Origin of the sequence: Aromatoleum sp. (assembly GCF_035254505.1) — a bacterium.
In the GTDB taxonomy this organism is placed as follows: domain Bacteria; phylum Pseudomonadota; class Gammaproteobacteria; order Burkholderiales; family Rhodocyclaceae; genus Aromatoleum.
On record NZ_DATFAO010000078.1, the window covers coordinates 73251 to 99513 of the forward strand.

At 66.1% G+C, this 26263-nt stretch carries 23 protein-coding genes and 1 tRNA gene; 12 read left to right on the forward strand and 12 right to left on the reverse strand.

All coding sequences use genetic code 11. The features are described from left to right. Nucleotides 1–97: 97 nt before the first annotated feature. The 7 genes from VJ673_RS15420 (at nucleotide 98) to grxD (ending at nucleotide 6172) form a co-directional block, all read left to right on the forward strand. Nucleotides 98–406, forward strand: coding sequence for a DUF485 domain-containing protein (locus VJ673_RS15420; RefSeq protein WP_324127018.1), 309 nt, complete (start codon nucleotides 98–100; stop codon nucleotides 404–406). Continuing rightward, nucleotides 403–2121: a cation acetate symporter gene (locus tag VJ673_RS15425; protein WP_324127019.1), complete on the forward strand. Its 1719-nt coding sequence runs from the start codon at nucleotides 403–405 to the stop codon at nucleotides 2119–2121. The genes VJ673_RS15420 and VJ673_RS15425 overlap by 4 nt, the downstream gene beginning before the upstream one ends. 173 nt (nucleotides 2122–2294) lie before the next feature. Next, nucleotides 2295–2370: transfer RNA gene (locus VJ673_RS15430), tRNA-Phe, on the forward strand. A gap of 144 nt (nucleotides 2371–2514) precedes the next feature. Next, nucleotides 2515–3768: a glutamyl-tRNA reductase gene (gene hemA, locus VJ673_RS15435; RefSeq protein ID WP_324127020.1), complete on the forward strand. Its 1254-nt coding sequence runs from the start codon at nucleotides 2515–2517 to the stop codon at nucleotides 3766–3768. Nucleotides 3769–3825: 57 nt separating this feature from the next. Further along, nucleotides 3826–4905 (forward strand): peptide chain release factor 1, encoded by a 1080-nt coding sequence (gene prfA, locus VJ673_RS15440; RefSeq protein ID WP_324127021.1) that lies wholly within the window; start codon nucleotides 3826–3828, stop codon nucleotides 4903–4905. A gap of 1 nt (nucleotide 4906) precedes the next feature. Beyond that, nucleotides 4907–5749, forward strand: a complete 843-nt coding sequence (gene prmC, locus VJ673_RS15445; protein WP_324127022.1) for a peptide chain release factor N(5)-glutamine methyltransferase — start codon at nucleotides 4907–4909, stop codon at nucleotides 5747–5749. A gap of 96 nt (nucleotides 5750–5845) precedes the next feature. Continuing rightward, the gene (gene grxD / locus VJ673_RS15450; RefSeq protein ID WP_324127023.1) at nucleotides 5846–6172 is read left to right on the forward strand and encodes a Grx4 family monothiol glutaredoxin; all 327 of its coding nucleotides are present in this window, start codon (nucleotides 5846–5848) and stop codon (nucleotides 6170–6172) included. A gap of 19 nt (nucleotides 6173–6191) precedes the next feature. Here grxD and VJ673_RS15455 read toward each other — a convergent pair whose 3' ends face one another. From VJ673_RS15455 to argH, 5 genes are all read right to left on the reverse strand, one after another. Then, nucleotides 6192–7310, reverse strand: coding sequence for a nucleotidyltransferase domain-containing protein (locus VJ673_RS15455; protein WP_324127024.1), 1119 nt, complete (start codon nucleotides 7308–7310; stop codon nucleotides 6192–6194). Then, complete coding sequence (locus VJ673_RS15460; RefSeq protein ID WP_324127025.1) at nucleotides 7294–8154, reverse strand: HprK-related kinase A; 861 nt, start codon at nucleotides 8152–8154, stop codon at nucleotides 7294–7296. Before VJ673_RS15460 ends, VJ673_RS15455 begins: the two co-directional genes overlap by 17 nt. A gap of 35 nt (nucleotides 8155–8189) precedes the next feature. Beyond that, nucleotides 8190–8480: a hypothetical protein gene (locus VJ673_RS15465; protein WP_324127026.1), complete on the reverse strand. Its 291-nt coding sequence runs from the start codon at nucleotides 8478–8480 to the stop codon at nucleotides 8190–8192. Nucleotides 8481–8510: 30 nt separating this feature from the next. After that, nucleotides 8511–9302 carry a hypothetical protein gene (locus VJ673_RS15470; RefSeq protein ID WP_324127027.1) on the reverse strand — a complete coding sequence of 264 codons (792 nt, stop codon included), beginning with the start codon at nucleotides 9300–9302 and terminating at the stop codon, nucleotides 8511–8513. A gap of 328 nt (nucleotides 9303–9630) precedes the next feature. Then, nucleotides 9631–11049, reverse strand: a complete 1419-nt coding sequence (argH, locus tag VJ673_RS15475; protein ID WP_324127028.1) for an argininosuccinate lyase — start codon at nucleotides 11047–11049, stop codon at nucleotides 9631–9633. A gap of 193 nt (nucleotides 11050–11242) precedes the next feature. Here argH and VJ673_RS15480 point away from each other — a divergent pair, with 193 nt between their 5' ends. Then, nucleotides 11243–12004 (forward strand): LytR/AlgR family response regulator transcription factor, encoded by a 762-nt coding sequence (locus tag VJ673_RS15480; protein WP_324127029.1) that lies wholly within the window; start codon nucleotides 11243–11245, stop codon nucleotides 12002–12004. A 6-nt stretch (nucleotides 12005–12010) separates the two neighbouring features. Here the strand turns inward: VJ673_RS15480 and ppc are convergent, their stop codons facing one another. Further along, nucleotides 12011–14758: a phosphoenolpyruvate carboxylase gene (gene ppc / locus VJ673_RS15485; protein WP_324127030.1), complete on the reverse strand. Its 2748-nt coding sequence runs from the start codon at nucleotides 14756–14758 to the stop codon at nucleotides 12011–12013. Nucleotides 14759–14972: 214 nt separating this feature from the next. Between ppc and hemC the strand changes: the two genes are divergently transcribed. Genes hemC through VJ673_RS15505 form a run of 4 tightly spaced genes read left to right on the forward strand, consistent with a single transcriptional unit; the run spans nucleotide 14973 to nucleotide 19141 of the window. Next, nucleotides 14973–15920, forward strand: coding sequence for a hydroxymethylbilane synthase (gene hemC, locus VJ673_RS15490; RefSeq protein WP_324127031.1), 948 nt, complete (start codon nucleotides 14973–14975; stop codon nucleotides 15918–15920). An 11-nt stretch (nucleotides 15921–15931) separates the two neighbouring features. After that, on the forward strand, nucleotides 15932–16711 hold the full coding sequence (locus VJ673_RS15495; RefSeq protein ID WP_324127033.1) for a uroporphyrinogen-III synthase: 780 nt from the start codon (nucleotides 15932–15934) through the stop codon (nucleotides 16709–16711). A 23-nt stretch (nucleotides 16712–16734) separates the two neighbouring features. After that, on the forward strand, nucleotides 16735–17952 hold the full coding sequence (locus tag VJ673_RS15500; RefSeq protein ID WP_324127034.1) for a uroporphyrinogen-III C-methyltransferase: 1218 nt from the start codon (nucleotides 16735–16737) through the stop codon (nucleotides 17950–17952). 10 nt (nucleotides 17953–17962) lie between these two features. Beyond that, nucleotides 17963–19141 carry a heme biosynthesis HemY N-terminal domain-containing protein gene (locus tag VJ673_RS15505; protein ID WP_324127035.1) on the forward strand — a complete coding sequence of 393 codons (1179 nt, stop codon included), beginning with the start codon at nucleotides 17963–17965 and terminating at the stop codon, nucleotides 19139–19141. Between the two features lie 85 nt (nucleotides 19142–19226). Here the strand turns inward: VJ673_RS15505 and hemF are convergent, their stop codons facing one another. The 6 genes from hemF to VJ673_RS15535 all read right to left on the reverse strand — a co-directional run bounded on the left by hemF (nucleotide 19227) and on the right by VJ673_RS15535 (nucleotide 26252). Further along, on the reverse strand, nucleotides 19227–20156 hold the full coding sequence (gene hemF, locus VJ673_RS15510) for an oxygen-dependent coproporphyrinogen oxidase (RefSeq protein ID WP_324127036.1): 930 nt from the start codon (nucleotides 20154–20156) through the stop codon (nucleotides 19227–19229). A gap of 13 nt (nucleotides 20157–20169) precedes the next feature. Further along, entirely contained in the window at nucleotides 20170–21447 is a 1278-nt protein-coding gene (gene purD, locus VJ673_RS15515; protein WP_324127037.1) for a phosphoribosylamine--glycine ligase, read from the reverse strand. A 19-nt stretch (nucleotides 21448–21466) separates the two neighbouring features. Beyond that, nucleotides 21467–23056, reverse strand: coding sequence for a bifunctional phosphoribosylaminoimidazolecarboxamide formyltransferase/IMP cyclohydrolase (gene purH / locus VJ673_RS15520; protein WP_324127097.1), 1590 nt, complete (start codon nucleotides 23054–23056; stop codon nucleotides 21467–21469). 68 nt (nucleotides 23057–23124) lie between these two features. Then, nucleotides 23125–23361, reverse strand: a complete 237-nt coding sequence (locus VJ673_RS15525) for a helix-turn-helix domain-containing protein (RefSeq protein ID WP_015434564.1) — start codon at nucleotides 23359–23361, stop codon at nucleotides 23125–23127. Continuing rightward, entirely contained in the window at nucleotides 23358–24386 is a 1029-nt protein-coding gene (dusB, locus tag VJ673_RS15530; RefSeq protein ID WP_324127038.1) for a tRNA dihydrouridine synthase DusB, read from the reverse strand. The genes VJ673_RS15525 and dusB overlap by 4 nt, the downstream gene beginning before the upstream one ends. Nucleotides 24387–24479: 93 nt before the next feature. Next, the gene (locus VJ673_RS15535) at nucleotides 24480–26252 is read right to left on the reverse strand and encodes a sensor domain-containing diguanylate cyclase (protein ID WP_324127039.1); all 1773 of its coding nucleotides are present in this window, start codon (nucleotides 26250–26252) and stop codon (nucleotides 24480–24482) included. Nucleotides 26253–26263 lie beyond the last annotated feature (11 nt).

Below are 26263 nucleotides of genomic sequence, written 5' to 3' on the forward strand. Positions count from 1 at the left end.
CATTTGGCGTTCGTAAGGGCGCCGTAAGTCTCCCGGATTAAGGTTGCGACAACCGGGAAATTCCCGGTGCCACTACCGAAACACGGAGGAGGGAGACATGCAAAACGATCTGGTGACGAAAATTGTCGCCAACCCGAAATACCAGCAACTCGTGAGCACCCGCTCGTCTTACGGCTGGATTTTGACGGTCATCATGCTGATCGTCTATTACGGCTACATCGCGATCATCGCGTTCGACAAGGGCATGCTGGCAAAACGGCTTGGCGAGGGCGTGATGACCGTCGGGATCCCCGTCGGCTTGGGCGTGATTCTGTTCACGATCCTGATCACCGGCCTCTACGTCCGTCGCGCGAACTCCGAGTTCGACGCGCTGACCCAGGAAATCGTCAAGGAGAGCGGCAAATGATTGGTCGCTATACGCGCATCGGTGGCGGACTCGCGCTCGCCCTGCTGTCTGCAGCCGCGCTGGCTGCCGGCGCCGATCTCGGCCAGGCCGAGAAGCAGCCTACCAACTGGACGGCGATCACCATGTTCGCGGGCTTCGTCGTCTTCACGCTGTTCATCACCAAGTGGGCGGCGGCCAAGACCAAATCGGCGGCTGATTTCTATACCGCGGGCGGTGGCATCACCGGCTTCCAGAACGGTCTCGCGATCGCCGGCGACTACATGTCGGCTGCGTCCTTCCTCGGGATTTCGGCGGCGGTGATGTCAAACGGTTACGACGGCCTGATCTACTCGATCGGCTTCCTCGTCGGCTGGCCCGTGATCACCTTCCTGATGGCGGAAAAGCTGCGTAACCTCGGCAAGTTCACCTTCGCCGACGTCGCGGCCTACCGCTTCAAGCAGACCCCGATCCGCGCCTTCGCGGCCTCGGGCACGCTGGTCGTCGTCGCGTTCTACCTGATCGCCCAGATGGTCGGTGCGGGTCAGCTGATCAAGCTGCTCTTCGGTCTCGAGTACTGGATGGCGGTCGTCATCGTCGGCGCGCTGATGATGGTGTACGTGCTCTTCGGCGGCATGACCGCGACGACCTGGGTGCAGATCATCAAGGCCTGCCTGCTGCTTGCCGGCGCGTCCTTCATGGCCTTCATGGTGATGTATCAGTACGGTTTCTCGCCCGAGCAATTGTTCGCGGCGGCCACCAAGATCAAGGCAGGCGTCGCGATCGAGGCGGGCAAGACTCCTGAGGAGGCGAGCATCATCGGTCAGGCGATCATGGGGCCGGGCTCCTTCATCAAGGATCCGATCTCGGCGATCTCGTTCGGCATGGCACTGATGTTCGGTACCGCCGGCCTGCCGCACATCCTGATGCGCTTCTTCACGGTGCCGGATGCCAAGGAAGCCCGCAAGTCGGTGTTCTGGGCGACCACCTGGATCGGTTACTTCTACATCCTGACCTTCATCATCGGCTTCGGCGCGATCGTGCTTGTCTCGACGAACCCGCAGTTCCTCGACGCGAAGAAGGTGCTGCTCGGTGGTGGCAACATGGCCGCTATCCACCTGGCCAACGCGGTCGGCGGAAACGTGTTCCTCGGCTTCATCTCGGCGGTGGCCTTCGCGACGATTCTTGCGGTGGTCGCAGGTCTGACCTTGTCGGGCGCGTCGGCGGTCTCGCATGACCTGTACGCCACGGTGTTCAAGAAGGGCAATGCCGATTCCGCCTCCGAACTGCGCGTGTCGCGGATGACCACGGTCGCCCTCGGCATCGTCGCGGTGGTCCTCGGTATCGCCTTCGAGAAGCAGAACATCGCGTTCATGGTGTCTCTGGCCTTCGCGATCGCCGCGTCGGCCAACTTCCCGGTGCTGTTCATGTCGGTGCTGTGGAAGAACTGCACGACCCGCGGCGCTTGCTTCGGCGGCTTCCTCGGGCTGATCGTTGCGGTGGTCCTGACGGTCGTGTCGCCGTCGGTGTGGGAAGCGACCCTCGGCAATCCGAAGGGCTCGGCCTGGTTCCCCTACACCTCGCCCGCGCTGTTCTCGATGGCCGCCGGCTTCATCGGCATCTGGCTGTTCTCGATCCTCGACAACAGCGCCCGTGCTGCCGAAGACCGTGCCGGTTACCTGGCGCAGAAGGTGCGTTCGGAAACGGGTATCGGCGCAGAAGGCGCGTCGGGTCACTGATTGCGTGATATCGGCCCCGGCGACGGGGCTGCGGAGAACGGCAACCTTCGGGTTGCCGTTTTCTTTTGTGCCGGGGTGTCGCATCGCGATGGAATGTCGCGGCAAGGCAAAACAAATAATCGCCAGAACTGTTTGACACATCCCGAAAGTCCGCTATAATGCGCGCTCTTCCAGGCCAGGTAGCTCAGTTGGTAGAGCAGCGGATTGAAAATCCGCGTGTCGGCGGTTCGATTCCGTCCCTGGCCACCAGGATCAGAAAACGGGTCAGCGCAAGCTGGCCCGTTTTCGTTTACGTTGCAATCAGCGCAACATAATCGTCCGCGCGGGGGCAATATTTCCGCGTTTTCTGCAGTGCTATAATCCGCAAACTTAAGCCCCCCACTGCGATCACGCATGCAACTCTATGCTCTTGGCCTGAATCATCACACCGCTCCGCTCAATATCCGCGAGCGGGTGGCGTTTCAGCCCGAGCGGCTGGACGATGCGCTGCACGATCTGACGCAGGCGCGGACCGTGCGCGAGGCGGCGATTCTCTCCACGTGCAACCGCACGGAACTGTATTTCGCTACCGAGCAGCCGCAACATGCCGCGGACTGGCTCGCACGTTTCCACAGCCTCACGTTGAGCGAGGTTTCCCCGTATCTCTACACCTATCCGCAGCGCGACGCGGTGCGCCATGTCTTCCGCGTCGCGAGCGGGCTGGACTCGATGGTGATCGGTGAGCCGCAGATCCTCGGGCAGGTCAAGGACGCCGCGCGCCGCGCCGAAGAGGCGGGGACGATGGGGACACTGCTGCACAAGCTGTTCCAGAATACGTTCGCCGTGGCGAAGGAAGTGCGCTCGACGACCGCGATCGGCGCGAACATCGTGTCGATGGCCGCAGCGGCCGTGCATCTGGCCGAGCGGATCTTCGAGCGACTCTCGGATCAGCGGGTGCTCTTCATCGGCGCCGGCGAGATGATCGAGCTCTGTGCGGCGCACTTCGCGGGTGCCCAGCCGAAGCACATCACCGTTGCCAACCGCACGGAGTCGCGCGCGTTGGCGCTTGCCGGGCGCTATGGCGCTGACGTGATGCGCTTGGATGGCATCGGGGACGTGCTGGCGCAGTTCGACATCATCGTGTCCTGTACGGCGAGCCCCTTGCCTATCGTCGGTCTCGGCATGGTCGAGCGGGCAGTCAAGGCACGCCGCCACAAGCCGATGGTGATGGTCGACCTGGCGGTGCCGCGGGACATCGAAAAGGAAGTCGGCGAGCTCGACGACGTCTTCCTCTACACGGTCGACGATCTCGCGCAGGTCGTCGACGCGGGCCTGGAGTCGCGCCAGCAGGCGGTCATCGAGGCCGAGGAAATCATCAATAGCCGTGTCGACGGCTTCCTGCACTGGATGCAGGGGCGCGATGTGGTGCCGACGATCCGCGCCCTGCGCCAGCACGCCGAGGCCTTGCGCGCTTCCGAACTCGAACGCGCGCGCAAGCTGCTCGCGCGCGGCGAGGATCCGCAGAAAGTACTGGATGCGCTCAGCCATGGACTCATCAACAAGCTGATGCATGCGCCGACGCATTTCCTGAACCAGTCCGAAGGCGAGCAGCAGGCCGACGCGAGTCGCATGCTGCAGCAGCTCTTCAACCTCAATTCCCACGATTAGGCGGGATCGGGCCCCGCAAAGGGCCCGTCCGTCGACGCGTCTTCGCCTACTGTCACGATGAAGCAGAGCATCCGCGAAAAGCTCGATTTCCTGACCTCTCGCCTGGTCGAGCTCGATCGCGAGCTGTCCTCGCCCGAAGTCGCGGCAGACATGGACAGCTTTCGTGCGCTCGGACGAGAGCGCGCCGAGATCGAGCCGGTCGTGTCGCTGTATGGCGCCTATCGTCAGGCGGAGGAGGACTGCGAGAGCGCGCGCGGGATGCTGTCCGATCCGGAAATGCGCGAGCTTGCAGAGAGCGAACTCGAGGAAGGTGCAGAACGCATTGCATCGCTCGAAGGCGAGCTGCAACGCGCGCTGCTGCCGCGCGATCCCAACGACGATCGCAACCTCTTCCTCGAAGTCCGTGCCGGCACCGGCGGCGACGAGGCGGCGCTCTTCGCGGGCGACCTGCTGCGCATGTATACGCGCTACGCCGAACGGCAGCGCTGGAAGGTGGAGGTCGTGTCGGCGAGCGAATCGGATCTCGGTGGCTATAAGGAAGTCATCGTCCGCGTGGTCGGTGCCGGGGCCTATTCCAAGCTGAAGTTCGAGTCCGGCGGACATCGCGTGCAGCGCGTGCCCGCGACCGAGACGCAGGGGCGCATCCACACCTCCGCCTGCACGGTCGCCGTAATGTCCGAGGCCGACGAGATCGAGGCCGTCAACATCAATCCGGCGGACCTGCGCATCGACACCTTCCGCGCGAGCGGCGCGGGTGGCCAGCATATCAACAAGACGGACTCGGCGGTCCGGATCACCCATCTGCCGACCGGGATCGTCGTCGAATGCCAGGACGACCGTTCGCAGCACCGCAACCGCGCCCAGGCGATGTCGGTGCTCGCCGCGCGTATCCACGACATTCAGCTACGCGAGCAGCAGGCGAAGGAGGCGGCAACGCGCAAGAGCCTCGTCGGCAGCGGCGACCGTTCCGAGCGCATCCGCACCTACAATTTCCCGCAGGGCCGCGTGACCGACCATCGCATCAACCTGACGCTGTACAAGCTCGACGCGGTGATGCAGGGCGAGATCGACGAACTCGTCCAGGCGCTGACGGCGGAGCACCAAGCCGAACAGCTCGCCGCGCTGGCGGGCGACTGACGTGGCGGTCGTGGACCCCGCGCCGGACGTCGCCAGTGCCCTCAAGTGGGCGCGTACGCACATCGTGCTCGCCGAGGCCCGCATTCTGCTGCGATACGTGCTGCAGTGCCCGGCTTCGCGGTTGATCGCGTTTCCCGAGGCGGTCCTTGGCGCGGTGGAGTGGGCCGAGTTCCGGTTGCTCGTCGAGCGGCGCGAGGCGGGCGAGCCGATCGCCTACCTGACTGGCGACCGGGAATTCTTCGGGCGCTCTTTCCACGTGACGCCCGCAGTGCTGATCCCTCGTCCCGATACGGAACTCCTCGTCGAACTGGCAATGGCGCATTTCGGCGACAAGCGCAGCACCCGCGTGCTCGATCTCGGCACCGGGAGCGGCATCCTCGCGATCACGTTGATGCTGGAGTTGATCGAGGCGGACGTCACCGCGGTGGATCGCTCACGCGAGGCCTTGCTGGTGGCAATGGCGAACGCGGCGCGTCTCGGCGCGAGCGTTTCTTTCGTGCTGGGCGACTGGTTCGCGGCGCTGGGCGAGGAACGTTATCACCTCATCGTGGCGAATCCGCCCTACGTCGCAGCTGCGGACCCGCATCTGGAAGAAGGGGATGTGCGCTTCGAGCCGGCGACGGCGCTCGCGTCCGGACCGCAAGGGCTGGACGACCTGGCGGCCATCGTGTCGGGCGCGCCGGTCCATCTCGAGCCCGGCGGCTGGCTCTTCCTCGAACATGGGTATGATCAGGCGGCGGCCGTGCGCGGTCTGCTGACCGATGCGGGCTTTAGCGGCATCGCGTCGTGGAAGGATCTGGCAGGTATCGAGCGGGTTTCCGGCGGTCAGTGGCTGGGCCGCTGACGCGCCCCTTTTCCCTGCGTTGCGGTGCTGTTGACTACGCAGCTGCTAATGCCTAGAATTTCCCGACTTAATTACTCAACTTTTGAGGCGTGTGCCATGAGCATCCAGGAAGTCATCCGCGAACAGGTTACCGGCAACCCCGTCGTGCTCTACATGAAGGGAACCCCGCAGTTTCCGATGTGCGGCTTCTCGGCGACCGCCGTGCAGATCCTGAAGAACCTCGGCGTTTCGAATATCTTCTCCGTTAACGTGCTCGAGAACGACGACATCCGCAACGGCATCAAGGAATACGCCAGCTGGCCGACGATTCCGCAGCTCTACGTCAAGGGCGAATTCGTCGGCGGCTGCGACATCATGCGCGAGATGTATGAGAACGGCGAACTGCAATCGATGCTCGCCGAAGCCGGCGTCGCGACGAAGTAAGATTCCCTCCGCCGCCTGATCAGGCGGCACCGGCAGCGCTGCCTTCCGTCTTCCTGAGCCGCGCGGCAGACTTGTACAACAAGTGCCGTGCGAGAAGATGGGCAGGCATGCGCAGCCAGTGGGCACGCAGGTAGATCACGCTTCGCGCAATGCGCGCGCCGACGTCGCGCTCGACCTCGTTGTCCGGCCTCAGCGCCTGCCTGTAGAGCCAATGCAGCAGCGGCGATGAGGCCTTTCCGGCTCGTAAATGCAGCCGCTCGATGGTTTCGGGCGGAACCGGGCTGCCGATCAGCTGCAGCGCCAGCGTCAGCCCCAGCGCGGTCGGCGCAGCCAGTCCGAGCTCCGTTGCGGCCGCTTCCACGCGCTGCCAGAAGTCTGGCGCGCGCGTCCCCGCCCGGATCAAGCCGTCGATGTCGAACAGATCCCGCAATCCGTTTGGAAGCTCCCCGTCGTGGAGGAGGTGCACGATGCTGTGGATCAGCAGGTGCTCGGCCCGCGGGACGCGGATCGACGTGAAGCCATCGAGCGGTCTGGCGGCTTCGATGATGGGGCGCGCGTCCGGCGCGTGGCGCGATGTCAGTGGCAGGATGGTGTGATGGACGTCGAGGACTGTGCCGCGGCGCACGTTCACCATCGGCGGCAGTTCGTGCATCCATTGCCGGTAATAGCGCTGGTCGTAGGCGTCGCTCTTGCCTGAAGTCCAGCCCGCGATCATCAAGCGCAACTCGACGTCGCCGATCGCTTCGCGGGGTACGAGGATGTCGATGTCGCCAAAGAGTCGTCCGTGGCTCACCGGGTGATCCGACATCGCATACGCCGCGCCCTTGAGGAGCACCACCGGGACGCGCAGGCTCCCCAGCGCGCGCTGCAGACAGTGGATTTCCCACCGCACGGACTGGCACTGGCGCTCGCTCAGTTGGGCGACGGCGTCCAGGTGACGCCGGGGAGGCCGTGGAAGCGGGATGTTCGCCTGCCGCAGCCGGACCGCGAGAAGACCGAGCAGGTTGGCCGCCCGGGCGCTCGCGATCAGCTCGGACCAATTGTCGTCCGAGAGTCGGCGCGCGGACCCGGGGTCCTTCAGGATCGCGATCAGCGGGGCGGAGGCGTTCAGCGACATCGAGTCAGCCCGTGATGGCATCGATCAGCTCCAGCGCGCGCTCGGTGGAGTCGTAAGCAATCTCGAAGCAACGTGCCTCATCGAGCATCGCGCACAGCGCGTGGAAGCCGGTCTCGCCCATGCGGTCACGATTGAAGGACTGCTCGGCGATGCGGACGAAGGCTTCCGCTCGCCCAATTTCGTCACAGCAGGGTGCGGCGCCGGGGACGTAGCGCGGAAAGACGACCCAGCGGCAGCGCGCGGTCTTTTCCGCCATCGCGCGCGATTGCGACGGCGGCGCGGCATGGGTGACGGTGCCTTTGCGCGTGTCTTGGTAAACCGGCCCGAGCCTCGCGCCAGGGAAGGCACCCACGATGTCGATCGAGGCGTTCTTGAGGCAGATCGGGCGCGGGTTCGGATGCAGGCGGGCGGTTTCGGGCTCGAGGATTGCGAGCTCGTCGGAGAGGAGCCGCCAGCCTTTCAGGAACGTCAGGGCGGCGCACAGCGTGCTCTTGCCCGCGCCGGGAACGCCGGGCATCACGAGGGCGTCGCCGTCTTGTGCGACCACGGCTGCGTGGATCACAAGGTAGCCAAGCGGGCGCGTCGCGAGGCACCAGTTGAGTCCCCATTCGAAGAGCGCCGCTGCCTGCGCCGCCGGGAGCGGCAGGAAGGGCTCGCCGTGGTCAAGTAGGAACTGGGCTTGTGGCCGGAGCCAAGCGCGCATCCCCGCGCCGCGTGCGATGTGGATGTCGAAGTCGGTGAAGGCGCCCGTGCGCCGCGTGTCGATGGCGTCGGGGTAGAAGAGATCGACATGCGCACGGACCGATCTGAACGGCGAGCGCAGCCGCAGCGTGACGGGGGCGATTCGGAGGGTGGTGTCGATCAATGCCGTTGCCTCGCCGATGAGGGGCAAGGCAAGTCTTACGCATCCGTCAGGATTTCACGCTGCACCAGTTCACGGATGACGCCGATCACGACGGTTTCGGCGTCGGTGGCGCTCGTTTTGCCGTCCGTGAGGTGCTGAACGAGTTCCGTTGCACCCTCCCGGCCTGTCGCGACGATTCGCCGAACGACTTGGTATGCAAGGGGCGATACGATCCAGTAGTCGCCGGAGTTGCGATCGAAGACAACCGCCGCTCCGTCGCCGTCCCAAGCGGGCGAAAGGGCAAGGGAGCGCCCCGGGTAAGCTTGGATCGGTGATTCCTGCAGCACGACCGTGGTCCACAGAGAGCTAATCGTCGACTACTTCTTCCCGCCTTTGCCGCCACCACCTCCGCCGGTCGTCGTCGTGGTGCCCGAACTGTTCGTACTGGTGCCGGCAATCGTGCAGACGGACACGAGGTCGGAGGTGAAATCGTAGGTCTGTGTGATGAAGGCGATCACTTCGCTCTCGGTCATGCCGGTGTTGCCAGGGCAACTCATCGAGGAAGGACAGTAGATTCCCGTGGCCTTCAGCGCGTTCCACATTTCCACCACCTGAAAGCGCTGGATCGGATAGCTCGTGAAGGAACCCCCGCCGTTCAGCCACGCGGCGATCAGATGGCTCATCAGCACGCCGCCGGAATAGTTGGCCGGAAACGCCAGCACTGCCCATGCGCTGGTATTGGAAATCGCTCCCGGCAGGATGCTGTCGACGAGGGCGCCAGGCTGGTCAATGACCGACGCCGGGTCCAGTATCGAGTGCCCGTTGTTGCAGCCGAGCGAATCGGTGAGCGGGGTGTTGAAGGTGGGCGGGGTGGTGCCGGCCGGCCACTTGGAGAGGGTGTCCTGAAGCTTCCACACCGTCGGCGAATTCCCGCCGGTACAGGTGATGCTGGCGGGTTGAGCGCTGAGGTTGCCGCTGATGGCAGCCGACGGACTTTGGCAGCTGACGGCTCCGAGTGCGGTGCGCGCCTGAACGGACAGGAAGACGCCTGCACCGCCTGCGGCGGCGCCGATGAAGCCACGCCGGGACCGCACGCTCAACGGAGGCGTCGCGGCGACGGGCGCTTCGTGCGCCTCTTGTCCGGACATCGGAGTTTTATTGGTAGGCATTGTCTTTTCCGTCGGCAAACATCGGTGCGTAAAACAGGCATGACTCTGTGAAAATTCGAGCAAGATCGATGCCGCTTTTTACTACAATGCAGGTATCTGTTTTTATGGCGATTTTTAATCTGCAAATGCGTAGGCGCCAGGAAGTGTAAGAATTACCGACACTTCCAAAGCGGAAGGCGTTTCCGGCGCGCACATCTGCAAGCTAGCTTAGGCGAACGGCGCGAACAAGCCGTTTGTCATGGGCTTCGTGAATTGATTCATGCGGAGCATTTCGGTGCGCCGGGCGGCGCACCGAAGGGAATGCCGCCGGGCGGCGGCATGGGCAGCTTTACTGCAGGCCTGCGCGGGCGCGCGCGACGGCGGCGCGGACCTGTTCGGGGGCGGTGCCGCCGATATGGTTGCGCGAGGCGAGCGAGCCTTCTACGGTCAGTACACTGAACACGTCGTCCTGCAGGCGCTCAGCTGCGCCCGGAACGTGGGCCATCGCCGCGCGCAGTTCGTCGAGCGAGAACTGCGGCAGATCGCAGCCCTTCACGTCGGCTGCGCGCACCGCCAGGGCGACGGCTTCGTGGGCGTCGCGGAAGGGCAGGCCCTTCTTGACGAGGTAGTCGGCGAGATCCGTCGCGGTCGCGTAGCCCTGCTTGAGCGCGTCGCGCATCGCGTCAGCCTTCACGCGGATGCCGGTGATCATGTCAGCGTAGATGCGCAGCGTGTCGATGACGGTGTCGGCGGTGTCGAACAGCGGCTCCTTGTCTTCCTGGTTGTCCTTGTTGTACGCGAGCGGCTGGCCCTTCATCAGCGTCAGCAGCGAGATCAGGCTGCCGTTGACGCGGCCGGTCTTGCCTCGCACGAGTTCGGGGACGTCCGGGTTCTTCTTCTGCGGCATGATCGAGCTGCCGGTGCAGAAGCGGTCCGCCAGATCGATGAAGCCGACGCGCGGGCTCATCCACAGGATCAGCTCTTCGGAGAAGCGCGACAAGTGGGTCATCAAGAGTGACGAGGCGGCGCAGAATTCGATCGCGAAATCGCGGTCGCTGACGGCGTCGAGCGAGTTGTAGCAGACTTCGTCGAAGCCGAGTTCCTTCGCGACGAACTCGCGGTCGATCGGGTAGCTTGTGCCGGCGAGCGCGGCAGCTCCCAGCGGCAGACGGTTAACGCGCTTGCGGCAGTCGGCGAAGCGTTCCGCGTCGCGGCGGCTCATCTCGAAGTAGGCCATCAGGTGATGGCCGAACGTGACCGGCTGGGCGACCTGCAGGTGCGTGAAGCCGGGCATCGGAGTTGCCGCATTGGCTTCGGCGACGTCGAGCAGGTTCTTCTGGAAGTCGCCGATCAATACGAGGATCTGGTCGATCGCATCACGGAGCCACAGGCGGATGTCGGTCGCGACCTGATCGTTGCGGCTGCGGCCGGTGTGCAGGCGCTTCCCGGCGTCGCCGACGAGCGCGGTGAGGCGCTTTTCGATGTTGAGATGCACGTCCTCGTCGTCGAGGTTCCAGCCGAATTCGCCGCGCCCGATCTCGTCGAGGATCTGCGCCATGCCGCGCTCGATGTCGGCGAGGTCCTGTGCGCCGATGATGCCTTGGCGGGCAAGCATCTTCGCGTGTGCGAGCGAGCCGCGGATGTCCTGGTGCGCCATGCGCTGGTCGAAGAACACTGACGCGGTGTACCGTTTGACGAGGTCCGAGACCGGTTCCGTGAAGCGGCCGGACCAGGCCTTGGCGGGCTGCGAGGAGGGGGTGTCTGTCATAATGTCCGTCTTGCGATGACTGCGCCTTGGCCGACTGGGCGAAGGTCGCGCAGTTCGGGCCGCGGGCGGGGATGCGCCATGATGGCCGCGCATGCGGACAACTGGCGGAAAAGGCCGAAAGTATAAAGCAAAAGCCGGGGGACTTCCGGCAGCGCCCGGGCTATGGGTGCGCGAACGCAGGGGGAGGGTGTCGATGAGCGAGAACGGCTTGCGGGTGGTGATCGTTGATGACGAGGCGCCGGCGAGGGCGCGCCTGCGGGACCTGCTGGGCGATGTTGTGGTGAGCCAGCCGACGGTGCTGGTCGGCATGGCGGCGAACGGTGTCGAGGCTTTGCGGCTGATCGAAGCGAACGAGGTCGATGTCGTACTGGCCGATATCCGGATGCCGGTAATGGACGGGGTCGAACTTGCCCGTCACCTCGGGCGCATCGAGCGTCCGCCGGCCGTGATCTTTGCGACGGCTTACGATCAGTACGCCGTGCAGGCCTTCGAGCTGGCAGCGGCCGATTATCTGCTGAAGCCGGTGCGCGCGGAGCGGCTCGCAGAGGCGCTCGCACGGGCGCGGCGCAGCTTGCGTCCGGCGGACGAGGCGTTGCAGCGGATCGCCCCTGGCGCACGCCAGCACTTCAGCGTCAGCGAGCGCGGGCGCATCCTGCTCGTGCCGGTCGTCGACGTGTTGTTCCTCCGCGCCGAGCTGAAATACGTGACTGCGCATACCGCCGAGCGAGAATACCTGCTCGACGAATCCCTGGTGCAGCTCGAAATCGAATTTGCGGAGCGCTTCCTGCGCGTCCACCGCAATTGCCTCGTCGCGCGCAACGCCGTGGTCGGTGTGGAGCGCGCCGGCGAGCAGGAAGGCGAGGCGCACTGGGAGATCCTGCTCGCCAAGGATGCCGGGCGCCTGCCGGTCAGCCGCCGGCAGTGGCCGACGGTCAAGCAGGCGCTCGGGATCTGATCCGCTTCAGCCGCTGTTCCGAAGCCCCGCCGCGATTCCGTTGATCGAGAGGTGGATCCCCAGGCGGATGCGCGCGTCATCGTGGCTCTCGCGGTGGCGGCGCAGCAGTTCGACCTGCACGTGATTGAGCGGGTCGAGGTAGGGGAAGCGGTTGCGGATCGAGCGCTTCAACAGCGGGTTGTCGTCGAGGAGCTCGGTCTGGCCGGTGATCGCGAGAAGGGCGTCGACGGTGTCCTGCCACTCGGCCCGGATGCAGTTGAAGATCTCGTCGCGCAGCTTCGCGTCCTTGACGAGGCCCGCATAGCGCGAGGCGATCGCAAGGTCGGACTTCGCGAGCACCATGTCCATGTTCGACAGCAGCGTCGCAAAGAAGGACCATTCCTTGTACATCGCCTGCAGCCGCGCGAGCCCGTCGTCCGGGTTCGCTGCACGCCACGCCTTCACGGCGGAGCCGAAGCCGAACCAGCCCGGCAACATCAGGCGGCATTGCGCCCAGCTGAAGACCCAGGGGATTGCCCGCAGGTCTTCGATGCGCGTGCCTTTCTTGCGCGAGGCCGGGCGGGAGCCGATGTTGAGCTCGGCGATCTCGGAGATCACAGTCGATTCCCAGAAGTAGCGTTCGAAGCCTTCGGTCTCGTAGACGAGGCCGCGGTAGGCCGAGAACGCGGCATCCGACAGGGCTTGCATCGTGTCGAGGAAGTCGGCGCGCGGGGCGGGTGAGCGGTCAGCCAGCAGGCTCGCTTCGAGGGTCGCCGCGACCAGCACTTCGAGGTTGCGGCGGCCGACTTCCGGGTTGCCGTATTTCGCCGCGATGACTTCGCCCTGTTCGGTCAGGCGGATCTGCCCCTGCACGGCGCCACCGGGCTGGGCCAGGATTGCCTGGTAGCTCGGGCCACCGCCGCGGCCGACCGAGCCGCCGCGGCCGTGGAAGAGGCGCAGGCGCACGTCGTGGCGCGCGAAGACTTCGACGAGCCCGATCTCGGCCTTGTACAACGACCAGCCCGAGGTCAGGAAGCCGCCGTCCTTGTTGCTGTCGGAGTAGCCGAGCATGACTTCCTGCAGCTGGTCGCGTGAGCCGAGAAGGTTCATGTAGCCGGGCAGTGAGAACAGGCGGTCCATCACCGACGGGGCGTTGGCGAGGTCTTCGATGGTCTCGAAGAGCGGGATGATGTTCACGTCGAGCGCCTGCTCGTGCGGGCGCAGCAGCCCGGCTTCCTTCAGCAGCAGCGCGAGCTCCAGCATGTCCGAGACGTCGTCGGTCTTCGAGATGATGCAGTTGGTGATCGCAGCCTTGCCGAAGCGCAGATGGGCGGTGCGCGCGGCGCGGAAGATCGCGAGTTCGCCTTCGGTCTCTTCCGAGTAATGCACGTGCGGCGAAGCGAGCGGGCGCGGCGTCGCAAGCTCTTCGAGCAGCAGCGTGCAGCGGGCCTCTTCGCCCAGCGCGCGGTAGTCGACCTCGGGGCGGGCGGTCGACAGAAGTTCGGCGACGACGCGCTCGTGCACGTCGGAGTTCTGGCGCAGGTCGATCGGTGCGAGGTGGAAGCCGAAGACGCGGACCGCGCGGCGCAGCAGGCGCAGGCGGCCGCGGGCGAGCGCGGCGGAACCATTCGCGACGAGCGAGCGGTGGATCGTGTCGAGGTCGTCGACGAGTTCGTCGGCGCTCGCGTAGGACTCGGCCGGCGCAACCGGGTGACGCGGCGGCTCGATACCGAGGAGCGCCCGGTGAGTCGCCGCAAGTCGCGCGTAGATGCCGGTGATCGCGCGCCGATAGGGTTCGTCGTTGCGGTGGGGGGAGTGGTCGGGCGAACGGTCGGCGAGTGCGAGGAGTGCGTCCGAGGCGCTGACGAGGCCCTGCGCGAGCGACAGGCGGGCGCCCAGCGCGTGCAACTCGTCGAGGTAGAAGCCGAGCGCGACGCCGGCCTGCAGCGCGAGCGCGCGTTCGAGGACTTCGGCGGTGACGAAGGGGTTGCCGTCGCGGTCGCCGCCGATCCAGCTGCCGACTTTCAGGAAGGCCGGCAATTCCAGTGCGCCCAAGGCTCCGTCGCGTTCGGCGAGTTGGTCTTCGAGGTGCGCGTAGAGGCGCGGCAGTTCGCGCAGGAAAGTACTGTCGAAGTACGACAGGCCGTTCGCCACTTCGTCGAGCACCGACAGCTTCGCAGGCCGCAGCATGCGCGTCTGCCACAGTGTCAGCACGGCGCTGCGCAGTGTCTCGTCGCTCTCTTCGCGCTCCTCCGGCGTCAGCGCCATGCGGTCGCGCTGGTCCAGAAGGCGGGCGATGTCGGTCTGGCAGTTGAGGATGCTCTTCCGCTGCACTTCGGTCGGGTGCGCGGTGAGGACCGGCGTCACTTCGGCGGTGTCGAAGAAGGCCGCGAGTTCGCCCGGAGTGTGGCGCCCGTCGAGGGCGCGGCCGAGGGCGTGGGCGAGGCTGCCTTCGCGCGGCGTCGAGCCCGCGAGCAGGTGGGCGCGCGAGCGGCGGATGTGGTGCTGGTCCTCGGCGATGTTCGCCAGATGCGAGAAGTAGCTGAAGGCGCGCACGACCTGGATCGTCTGCTCGCGCGACAGGGCGTCGAGGATGCCTTCGAGTTCGAGGCGCGCGGCACGGTCGTCGTCGCGGCGGAAGCGCACCGAGGTCTGGCGAATGCGTTCGATCAGGCCGAACATGGCTTCGCCTTGCTGGTCGCGCACGGTGTCGCCGAGCACGCGGCCGAGGAGTCGGATGTCTTCGCGCAGCGGCGCGTCCTTGTCTTGAGTCATGAGTCAGCGTTCCTTGGGGTGGGGCGGTAGCGCGCGGCAGAAAAGGGGGCCGAAAAGAGCGCCCAAAAGGGCCATCTAGGCAACCATGCTAAAATGATTATTTCAGGTCCCGCCATTGGCGCGAACCCTGATGTTGCAATGCGGAAAATTTGCCGTCATCCCGGCGCTTCCGAACTTATCCTAATCCATTCCTTACGTGACGAGTCTGCCCATCGTGAGCGCTACTTCCGCCGCCTTTCCCCCGCCCGAACGCATCGTCATCGCCACCCGCGAGAGCCGTCTCGCGCTGTGGCAGGCCGAGCATGTCAAAGCCCGCCTCGAGGCGCTGTATCCCGGCTGCCGGGTCGAGCTCCTGGGTATGACCACCCGCGGCGACCAGATCCTCGACCGCCCACTGGCGAAGGTCGGCGGCAAGGGCTTGTTCGTCAAGGAACTTGAGACCGCGCTGCTCGATGGGCAGGCCGACATCGCCGTGCATTCGATGAAGGACGTGCCGATGCAGCTCGCCGAGCCCTTCGCGCTGCCCTGCATCTCGGCGCGCGAAGTGCCGCTCGACGCCTTCGTCTCCAGCCGCTACGCGAGTCTTGCCGACATGCCTCCGGGCGCCGTGGTCGGCACCTCGTCGCTGCGGCGCGAGTCGCAGCTGCATGCGATGTACCCGATGCTCAGCGTGACTAGTCTGCGCGGCAACCTCGACACCCGTCTGCGCAAGCTCGACGAAGGCCAGTACGACGCGATCATCCTCGCGGCCGCCGGCCTGAAGCGGCTCGGCCTTGCCGACCGCATCCGCTCTGAGTTGCCGTCCGAAGTTTCGCTGCCTGCGGCAGGCCAGGGTGCGCTGGGTATCGAATGCCTCGCGAACCGTCCTGAAGTCGCTGCCTGGCTCGCGCCGCTGAACGATGCTGACACCTCCGCCTGCGTTCGTGCCGAACGCGCGGTTGCCCGCGCGCTGGCTGGCAGCTGCGAAGTACCGCTCGGCGCCTACGCTGAAATTCGCGCCGGCAAGCTCTGGCTGCGCGGTTTCGTCGCGATGCCCGACGGCAGCCGCATCGTCCGCGCCGAACACGAAGGCCGTCCGGAGGACGCGGAGGCGCTGGGCCTCGCCCTTGCCGAGGACCTGCGCGCCCAGGGGGCGGAAGAGATCCTGTCGCAACTCGGCTGATCGCAGTCGAGGTGCCCGAATTGACTGCAGGGACGTTGGCGGGTCGCCATATCGTGGTGACCCGGCCGGCCGGGCAGGCGGACAGCTTGTGCCACGCGATCGAAGCGCGTGGCGGTGTCGCGCTTCGTTTCCCGGTGCTGGCGATCGGCGCGGCTGACGACAGCGCGCCGCTCGACGACATCGCGCGCCGCCTCGATACTTTCGAGCTCGCCTTCTTCGTGAGCCCCAACGCCGTGAGTCACGGGCTCGAGGCCGTGCTCGCGCGTCGGACTTGGCCGGCGCGCGTGAAAGTCGGAACCGTCGGCAAGGGCAGCGAGCGTGCGCTGTGCGGTTTCGGCTTTCACGACGTGATCGCGCCGAAGGAAGGTTTCGACAGCGAAGCGGTGCTCGCGCTTGACGCCTTCCAGGCCGCCGCCGTGTCCGGCCGCAAGGTCGTGATCTTCCGCGGCGACGGCGGACGGGACCTGCTCGGCGAGACCCTGCGCGCACGCGGCGCCGAGGTCGAATACGTGACCTGCTATCGGCGCTACTGCCCGCAGCTCGATCCATCCCCGTTGCTGCGGCTCGCAGAAGCCGGGCAGCTCGACGCGATCACGCTGACGAGCAGCGAAGGCGCCGGCAACCTCGTCGAGATGCTGGGCCAGCGCGCGTCGATCGTGTTGGAAACCGTCCCGGTATTCGCCCCGCATCCGCGCATCGTGGCGCACGCGGCCGCCGCCGGCTTCTTGCGCGTCATCGAAACGCCGGCTGGCGACGAGGGCCTCATCGTCGCGCTCGAATCTCATTTTTAGTACGCCTCGGTTACACTCTGGTCATGAACGAAGAACAATCTGCCCTGACACAGCCTCCCGCGGCCGAAGCGTCGGCCGCGTTCAGCCGCGAAACTTCAGGCGCGGCGACTTCCGGTAATCCGCCGCCACGCGCGGCGGGCGGCTCCAGCTGGCCGGGCCTGCTCGCGGGCGTCGCTTTCGTCGCGGTGGGCGTCGTCGGATGGCAGGTGTATGAATTGCGCAGCGGTGTCGCCCAAGTGCGCACTGAGGTCGCGCAGCGCATCACGAGCAGCGAGGCCGCGGCTGGCGAGGCCCGCACGCTGTTGCGGCAGCAGCAGGACTCGCTCGCGTCCCTGCAAGGCAAGATCGGCGCGCTCGAAGCGCAGGTCGCTGCGACTGAAGGGCAGGCGGCGGCGCTGCAGACGCTGTACCAGGAGTTTTCCCGCAACCGCGAAGATCGCGCGATTGCCGAAGCCGAACAGGCCGTGAGCGTTGCCGCGCAGCAGCTGCAATTGGCGGGCAATGCGGATGCGGCGCTGATCGCGCTGCAGGGCGCGGAATCGCGCCTCGCCGCCCAGGATCGCGGCCAGTTGCTGCCGCTGCGGCGTGCGCTGATGCACGACATCGATCGCCTGAAGGCGACGCCCCAGGTCGACGTGCAGGGCATCGCGCTGCGTCTTGAAGGCCTGCTCGAAGCGGTCGACAGCCTGCCGCTGGCGTTTGCCGGCGAGTTGGCGCCGAACGCCCCGGCGGCTGGCTCGGCTCCGGCCGCCGGCGATGTGCCAGCTCTTGAATTCGTCAAGGCGCTCGCGCGCGACATTTGGCACGAACTTGCCGCATTGGTCCGCGTCGAACGGCTCGATCAGTCGGAGCCGGAGCTGCTCGCGCCGGCGCAGAGCACCTTCCTGCGCGAAAACCTGAAGATCCGGTTGCTGACCGCGCGACTCGCGCTGCTGGCCCGCGACGGCCGCACCTTTGCGGCCGATCTGGCGCAGGCCGAAGGATGGATTTCGCGCTTCTTCGACCAGCGCGACGAGAAGGTGCAGAAGGCCTTGGCGGCGCTGACCGAATTGAAGACGACGCAGGTACGCGTCGACCAGCCGGGCCCCACGGAAAGCATCGCGGCGCTGCGCATGTTGCAGGCCCGTGGAGCGGAGTCCGGCGGCAAGCCGACGCCCGACGCGTCGTCGCCAGCCCGTCCTGCCCCTGCGGGCAAGGGCGCCGAGCCGGCGCGGCCCGCGGCGAACGGCGGCGCGCACTGAGGGAGCCGACATGCGTGCCTTGATCTGGCTGATCGGTATCTTTGCGCTCGCCGTCGGGGGGGCGATGCTGGCGAGCATCAACACTGGCTACGTGCTGCTGGTGTTGCCGCCGTGGCGGATGCAGCTCTCGCTGAACCTCCTGATCGTGATTCTCGTCCTCGGTTTCGTGCTGACCTACGGGGTGCTGCGCGTCGTGAGCAAGACGCTGGCGCTCCCGGGCCGGGTCGGCGTATTCCGCGAGCGCCGCCGCAAGGAAGTCGCTGGCCGTGCCTTGCGGGACGCGGTGCGTGCGCTTTTCGAAGGGCGCTTTTCGCAGTCCGTGAAGCTCGCTGAATCGGCCTTCAATGGCGGCGAAGCACCGACCGTTTCGGCCCTGGTCGCCGCGCGCGCGGCGCACGCGATGCGCGACGACACCCGCTATCGCATCTGGATCGGTCGGGCGACCGAGACGGAGGGGGAGTCGCGGGTCGCGCGGCTGATGACGGAGGCGGAGCTCGCGGTCGAAGGGCGGCATTTCAACGAGGCGGCTGAACGGCTCGAGAGTCTGCGTCTCGCCGGCCAGCGTCACATCGCCGCGTTGCGCCTGTCGCTACGGGTTGCGTCGGCCCTCGCGCAATGGGAAGAGGTGATTCGGCTGGCGCGTCAGCTGCGCAAGCATCGCGCGCTCTCCGGCGAGCAGGCGCAGCTCGTGCTGCGTCGGGCTCATATCGAGCGCTTCCGCGAACTCGCGGGCGACGGCGATGGGCTGGCGGCTTATTGGCGCGCGATTCCCGCCGATGAATTGAACGACCGGCGGCTGGTTGAGCGGGCCGTTCCCTTGATGGCTAGCGCAGGGCAGGGTGCGCTCGTACGCAAGACTCTCGAGCGGCTCCTCGAAACGGAGTGGGATAGCGGACTCGCACGGCTTTATGCGCACTGTGGCGGCGACGAGGCGGTCGAGTGTCTCGCGCGCGCCGAGAAGTGGCTGGTTCAGCATCCCAAGGACGGGGGCTTGCTGTTCGCGCTCGGCCGGCTGTGCAGTGAGGCGCAGCTCTGGGGCAAGGCGCAGAGCTATCTGGAGGTCTCGCTGAACCTCGCGCCGACGATCGAAACGCATCTCGCGCTCGCCGGATTGCTGGAGCGTCTGGATCGCGCGGAGGACGCGCAGGTCCATTATCGGGCCGCTGCGCAGCTCGTGGCAGCGAGCTGACTCCCCTGTTTCTCCAATGCAAAACGGCCGCTCCTCGGAGCGGCCGTTTTGCTTCAGCCTCCGTGTCGGCCGACGCGGCGTTGGCTCAACACCAGTCGCGCGGCTTCAGGTATTCGTCGTAGAGCACCGCTTCCGGGCTGCCCGGTTCGGGATGCCAGTCGTAGCGCCATTTCACGATCGGCGGCAGGGACATCAGGATCGATTCCGTGCGTCCGCCGGACTGCAGGCCGAACAGCGTGCCACGGTCGAACACGAGGTTGAACTCGACGTAACGTCCACGCCGGTAGGCCTGGAAATCGCGCTCGTGCTCGCTCCAGGCGTTGTCGCGGCGGCGCTGGATAACCGGCAGGTAGGCCAGGAGAAAGGCGTCGCCGACGCTGCGCGTCAGACCAAAGGCCGCGTCGAAGTCCTTCTTGCCGTCTGCGCCGAGGTCGTCGAAGAAGAGGCCCCCCGCGCCGCGCGCTTCGTTGCGGTGCTTGAGGAAGAAGTAGCTGTCGCACCACTCCTTCAGGCGCCGGTATTCGGCTTCGCCGCCGAAGGGCAGCACGGCGTCGCGGCAGGTGCGGTGGAAGTGGCGGACGTCTTCTTCGAACGGATAGTAGGGCGTGAGGTCCATGCCGCCGCCGAACCACCAGATCGGCGCTGCTTCCGGCTGATCGGCGGGCGGTAGCGCGATGAAGAAGCGCACGTTCATGTGCACGGTGGGGCAGTAGGGGTTGCGCGGGTGCAGGACCAAGGACACGCCCATCGCCTCGAAGGAGCGGCCGGCGAGTTCGGGGCGGTGTGCGGTGGCTGATGCCGGCATGCCGGCACCCATCACATGCGAGAAGTTCACGCCGCCGCGCTCGAAGAAGCGGCCCTCCTCGATCACCCGCGTGATGCCGCCTCCACCACCGGGGCGGTCCCAGCTGTCGACGCGGAAAGGCTGGCCGTCGAACTCTTCCAGGGCGCCGACGATGCGTTGCTGCAGCCCGACGAGGTATTCCTTGACGGTGGCGGAATCGACGACGCTCATGGGCTTGCCCCGGTCAGTTCTTGCGTGCGACGGCGCGGTGTCCGATGTCGCGGCGGAATTGGCGGCCCTCGAAGAGGATCGCGTCGGCGACGTCGTAGGCGCGCTTTTGGGCTGTGCGGACGTTGTCGCCGAGGGCGGTGACGCACAGCACGCGGCCGCCGGCGGTGACGACGTGGCCATCCTGATCGATCGTGCCGGCGTGGAACACGTGGGCATCGTCCTGGGCCTGCGCCGGCAGGCCGGCGATGCGGTCGCCCTTGCGCGGGGCTTCGGGATAGCCTTCGGCGGCGAGCACGACGCCGAGTGCGACGCGGCGGTCCCATTCGGCCTCGACCTGGTCGAGGCGGCCGTCGATTGCGGCTTCGACGAGGTCCGATAGGTCGCTCTTGAGGCGCATCATGATCGGCTGGGTTTCGGGATCGCCCATGCGGCAGTTGAACTCGACGACGCGCGGATGGCCGGCGTCGTCGATCATCAGGCCGGCGTAAAGGAAGCCGCTATAAGGCATGCCGTCGGCGGCCATCCCGGCGAGCGTCGGCATGATGATCTCGCGCATTACGCGGGCGTGCACTTCGGGCGTCACGACGGGCGCGGGCGAATAGGCGCCCATGCCGCCCGTGTTGGGGCCCTGGTCGTTGTCCTTGAGGCGCTTGTGGTCCTGACTGGTCGCGAGTGCGAGGGCGTGCTTGCCGTCGGCCATGACGATGAAGCTCGCTTCCTCGCCGGTCATGAACTCCTCGATCACGACGCGTGCGCCCGCATCGCCCATGCGGTTGTCGGTGAGCATCATGTCGATCGCGGCGTGCGCTTCGTCGGCCGTCATTGCGACGACAACGCCCTTGCCGGCCGCAAGCCCGTCTGCCTTGATGACGATCGGTGCACCTTCCGCATCCACGTAGGCGTGGGCTTGGGCGGCGTCGGCGAAGGTCTGGTACTTGGCGGTCGGAATGCTGTGGCGGATCAGGAAACGTTTGGCGAAATCCTTCGAGCTTTCGAGCTGGGCGGCGGCCCTGGTCGGCCCGAAGATGCGCAGGCCGGCCTCGCGGAAGGCGTCGACGACGCCGGCGGCGAGCGGGGCTTCCGGGCCTACGACGGTGAATTCGACCTGCTCGCGCCGCGCGAGCTCGATCAGGTCCGGAATCGCGGTGATGGCGACATTCTCGAGCAGCGGCTCACGAGCGGTGCCCGCGTTGCCCGGGGCCACGAGGACCCGCGTCACCTTCGGCGATTGGGCGAGCCTCCAGGCGAGCGCGTGTTCGCGACCGCCGGAGCCGATGACGAGAACTTTCATGTCCTTCTCCGTGCTGCTATCAGTGGCGGAAGTGGCGGAAGCCGGTGAAGACCATCGCAACGCCCTGTTCGTCGGCCGCGGCAATCACTTCGGCGTCGCGCATCGAGCCGCCCGGCTGGATGACGGCGGTTGCGCCGGCCTGGGCCAGCACGTCGAGGCCGTCGCGGAACGGGAAGAACGCGTCGGACGCGACGACCGTGCCCTTGATCTGGAGGCCGGCGTTCTCGGCCTTGATCGCGGCGATGCGCGCGGAGTCGACGCGGCTCATCTGGCCGGCACCGACGCCGACGGTCATGCCGTCGCGGCAGAAGACGATCGCGTTCGACTTGACGTACTTCGCGACGCGCCAGGCGAAGAGGAGGTCGCCCAATTCCTGTTCGGTCGGGGCGCGCTTGGTGACGACCTTGAGGTCGGCCACCTGGATGCGGGCTGCGTCGGCGCTCTGCACCAGCAGGCCGCCGCCGACGCGCTTGTAGTCGAGCGCGCCTGCGGGCTTGCCCAGCGGACAGGTCAGCACGCGCACGTTCTGCTTCGCGGTCAGCAGCGCCAGTGCGTCCGCTGTGTAGGCCGGGGCGATCAGCACTTCGAGGAACTGAGCCGAGACGGCTTCGGCCGCAGCGCGGTCGACTTCGCAGTTGAAGGCGATGATGCCGCCGAAGGCCGAGGTCGGGTCGGTCGAGAAAGCCTTGCGGTAGGCGGCGAGCGGCGACTCGGCGATGGCGACGCCGCAGGGGTTCGCGTGCTTGACGATGACGCAGGCCGGCGTGCCGTCGTCGAAGGCCTTCACGCATTCCCACGCGGCGTCCGCGTCGGCGATGTTGTTGTACGACAGTTCCTTGCCCTGCAGCTGCTGGTAGGACGCGATCGCGCCTTCCGGGGCGTTCGGCTCGCGGTAGAAGGCAGCGGACTGGTGCGGGTTTTCGCCGTAGCGCAGGTCCTGCACCTTGTCGAAGGCGATCTGGAAGCGTTCCGGATACGCCTGCTTCGCGACTTCGCCCTTGTCGCCGAAGGTCAGCGCGGTCAGGTGGTTGGAGATCGCGCTGTCGTAGCGGGCGGTGTGCGTGAAGGCCTTCACCGCCAGCGCAAAACGGGTCTTGTAGCTCAGCGCGCCGTCGTTCGACTTCAGTTCGGCGACGATGGAATCGTAGTCTTCCGGGTCGGTGACGATACCGACGCCGCCGGCTTCGCCGCCATGGTTCTTCGCCGCGGCGCGGACCATCGTGGGGCCGCCGATGTCGATGTTCTCGATCGCGTCTTCGAGCGTGCAGTCGGGCTTGGCGACGGTCTGCGCGAAGGGGTAGAGGTTCACGATGACGAGGTCGATGCGCGAGATGCCGTGCGCGGCGATCGTCTCCATGTGCTCGGGCAGGTCGCGGCGCGCGAGGATGCCGCCGTGGACCTTGGGGTGCAGCGTCTTGACGCGGCCGTCGAGCATCTCGGGGAAGCCCGTGTGTTCCGACACGTCGGTGACCGGCAGGCCGGCTTGGCGCAGCATCGTGGCGGTGCCGCCCGTCGACAGCAGCTTGATGCCTTGGGCGTGCAGAGCCTGGGCAAATTCGAGGACACCGCGCTTGTCGGAGACGCTGATCAGGGCTTGGGAGACTTTCATCATCGGGATCGCAAAGGACAATCGGAAAACTGGCTGCCGGGGCCGCGTGCTGCCGGACCGGCGTGGAATTACAACAATTCGTATTCGGTGAGCTTGCGGCGCAGCGTATTGCGGTTGATGCCGAGCATCTCGGCGGCCACGGTCTGGTTGCCGTTGGCCTGCCGCAGGACGAATTCGAGCATCGGACGTTCGACGTTGCGGATCACCATTTCGTAGATCGCGGACGGTTTTTCGCCGTCGAGGTCGCGAAAGTACTGGTCGAGGGTGCGCTGCACCGAATCGGCGATTTCATTGGGGCGGGTCATGCTGCGAGTTCCTGCGGGAGTTCTGCTTCGTCTTCGTAACTCAGGCGGGCGTCCTGTTCGGCGAGCGTGCCGAAGAATTCGTCAACCGCGGCGAGTTGCGTAGCGACGTCGGGTAGCTGGTTCATCGTCCGGCGGAAGGCGGCAGAGCCGACCAGGCCTTTCGTGTACCAGGAGATGTGTTTCCGCGCGACTTTGACCCCCGTGTCCTCGCCGTAGAATTCGTACAGGTCGTGCAAGTGTTCGCGGCAGACCTGCAGGATTTCGCTCACCAGCGGCGCGGGTAGCAACTCGCCGGTGGCGAGGTAGTGCTCGATCTCGCGGAAGATCCACGGCCGGCCTTGCGCGGCACGGCCGATCATGATGCCGTCGGCGCCGGTGTAGTCGAGCACGTGCTTGGCTTTCTGGGGCGTGGTGATGTCGCCGTTGGCGATCACCGGGATGCCGACGAGAGACTTCACGTGCGCGATCGTGTCATATTCGGCGTCGCCCATGTACTGGTCGGCACGCGTGCGACCGTGGATCGCGATCGCGCGGATGCCGGAGGCTTCGGCGATGCGGGCGACTATTGGCGCATTGCGGTTCTGGCGGTTCCAGCCGGTGCGGAACTTGAGCGTGACCGGGGTGCCGGGCACGGCGCCGACGACCGCTTCGAGGATGCGCGCGATCAGGGGTTCGTCCTGCATTAGCGCCGAGCCGGCCATGACGTTGCAGACCTTCTTGGCCGGGCAGCCCATGTTGATGTCGATGATCTGCGCGCCGTTATCGACGTTGTGACGGGCTGCGTCGGCCATCATCTGCGGATCGGCGCCTGCGATCTGCACCGAGATCGGCTCGACTTCGCCTTGGTGGTTGGCACGCCTGAGCGTCTTCGCGCTGCCGTAGAGCAGCGAGTTGGACGTGACCATCTCGCTCACCGCGAGCCCGGCGCCGAGCTTCTTGCAGAGCTGGCGGAAGGGGCGATCGGTGACGCCCGCCATGGGGGCGACGACGAGATTGTTGCGCAGGGTGAAGCCGGCGTACTGCATGGGCGGGATGGGGTGTAGACGCGGGGAAAGTCGCGCATTTTACCCCATGCGGCGCTAGGGGAACACGCGAAAGCGTGCCCCCTGCCGAATGTGTCACGCGGTCTGTGGCGGAAGTGCTGCAGTGTCGGGAGGCGGTTCGGCGTCAGTCGAGTCGGCGAGCGGCTCGGCGCGCGACGTGCGGTTGCGCCCGCCTTCCTTCGAGCGGTAGAGCGCGGCATCGGCAGCTTCGATGAGCCCTTCGGGCGAGTCGACGGAAAGCTCGGGGAAGGCCGCGACGCCGAGGCTGATCGTGACCTTGAGGCCGTCGACTTCCGAGGCCTCGATGTCGCAGCGCAGGCGTTCGGCGACGCTGTAAGCGCCTTCGAGCGTCGTGTTGGGCAGGATGCCGACGAATTCTTCGCCGCCGTAACGGCAGGCGAGGTCGTACTTGCGCAGCGCGTCGTGGAAATTGCGCGCGACCGCCTGCAGCACGCGATCGCCCTGGTCGTGACCGTAGGTGTCGTTGAATTTCTTGAAGTGGTCGATATCGAACATCACCACCGCGAGCGAGGTGCCGGTGCGGCTCGAGCGGTTGTATTCGGTCGCGAGCGTGGTGTCGAGATGGCGGCGGTTGTAGAGGCCGGTCAGGCCGTCGGTGGTCGAGAGGCGGCGCAGTTCTTCCTCGAGGCGCTTTTCCTCGGTGATGTCGCGCAGAAGCGCGGCCGAGCCGACGACGTTGTTGTCGCTGCCGAGGATCGTCGAGGCGAAGACCTGCAGGACGCGTCCCTTGTATTCGGTCGTGATGGCAGCGTGGGCGGCGTCTTCCGCGAGCCAGGTGCGCATTTCATCCGGGTTGTCGAGGATATGCACGAAGCCTTCTTCGACGATCTGGGCTGCAGTCTTTTCGAGCAGGCGCTCGGCGGCGGGGTTCACGAGGACGATGTCGAGGTGGTTGTCGGTGACGATGATGCCTTCGCCAGCGCCATGGATGATCGTCGTGAGCTTGTCCTGTTCACGCCGCAGGCCGTCGTAGGTCGTCTTCAGCTCCGAGGTCATACGGTTGAAGCTGCTCGCCATGCGGCCGAGTTCGTCGCGGGTCTGGATCGGCACCTGGTGGTCGAGGTCGCCGCCGGACACGCGGGCCATCGCGTTGGTGACCTTTTCGAGCGGTTCAACGACGGTGCGTCCGAGCATGTAGCCGGTGAGCATCATCGTCGCGGCGAGCGCGAGGGCGAGCGCGCCGATGGCGTACTGGCGGACTTCGTAGATGTCGCGCTCGACCGAGGCGAGCGAGGTCGTGAGCTTGATGACGCCGCGCACTTTTTCGCCCTTGCCGTGGCACTTGCTGCACGAGTCGATGAAGCGGATCGGCGCGAGGAAGGTCAGGATGCGGTGGCCGTCGTCGCCGCGTTCATAGATCGGCAGGGTCTTCGCGGTCTCGACGGTCTGCAGCAGGTTCGGGTCGTCGGCGGGGAGGACTGGCACCCGCATCTCGGTCTCGCGCGGCGCGAAGGTTTCCTCTCCGCGCCGCTTGTTGACCGCGAGGATCGTCTTGTTGTCGCGGAAGGCTTCGTCGCCGTTGGTGCGCAGGATGCGGAAATCGAGGACATCGGACACCTTCTTGAGGCGGTCCGCGTACGATTCGGCGATGTCCGCCGAGCCGGCGAGCATCACCGCCTGCAGGCCTTGCGCCACGCTCTCGGTCAGCTTCTCCATCGTCCGCTCGTTCTGGCGGAGAACTGTCTGTTCCTGATAATGGGTGTAGAAGAACGCCATGGCCACCAGCACGATCGTCACGGCGACGCCGACGGCAAGGGTTATTTTGTAGCGAATCCGCATATGGTGGTTCATCGTGACGTGATGCTGGTAATCGCAAATTGTTTGCATGGCATCATAAA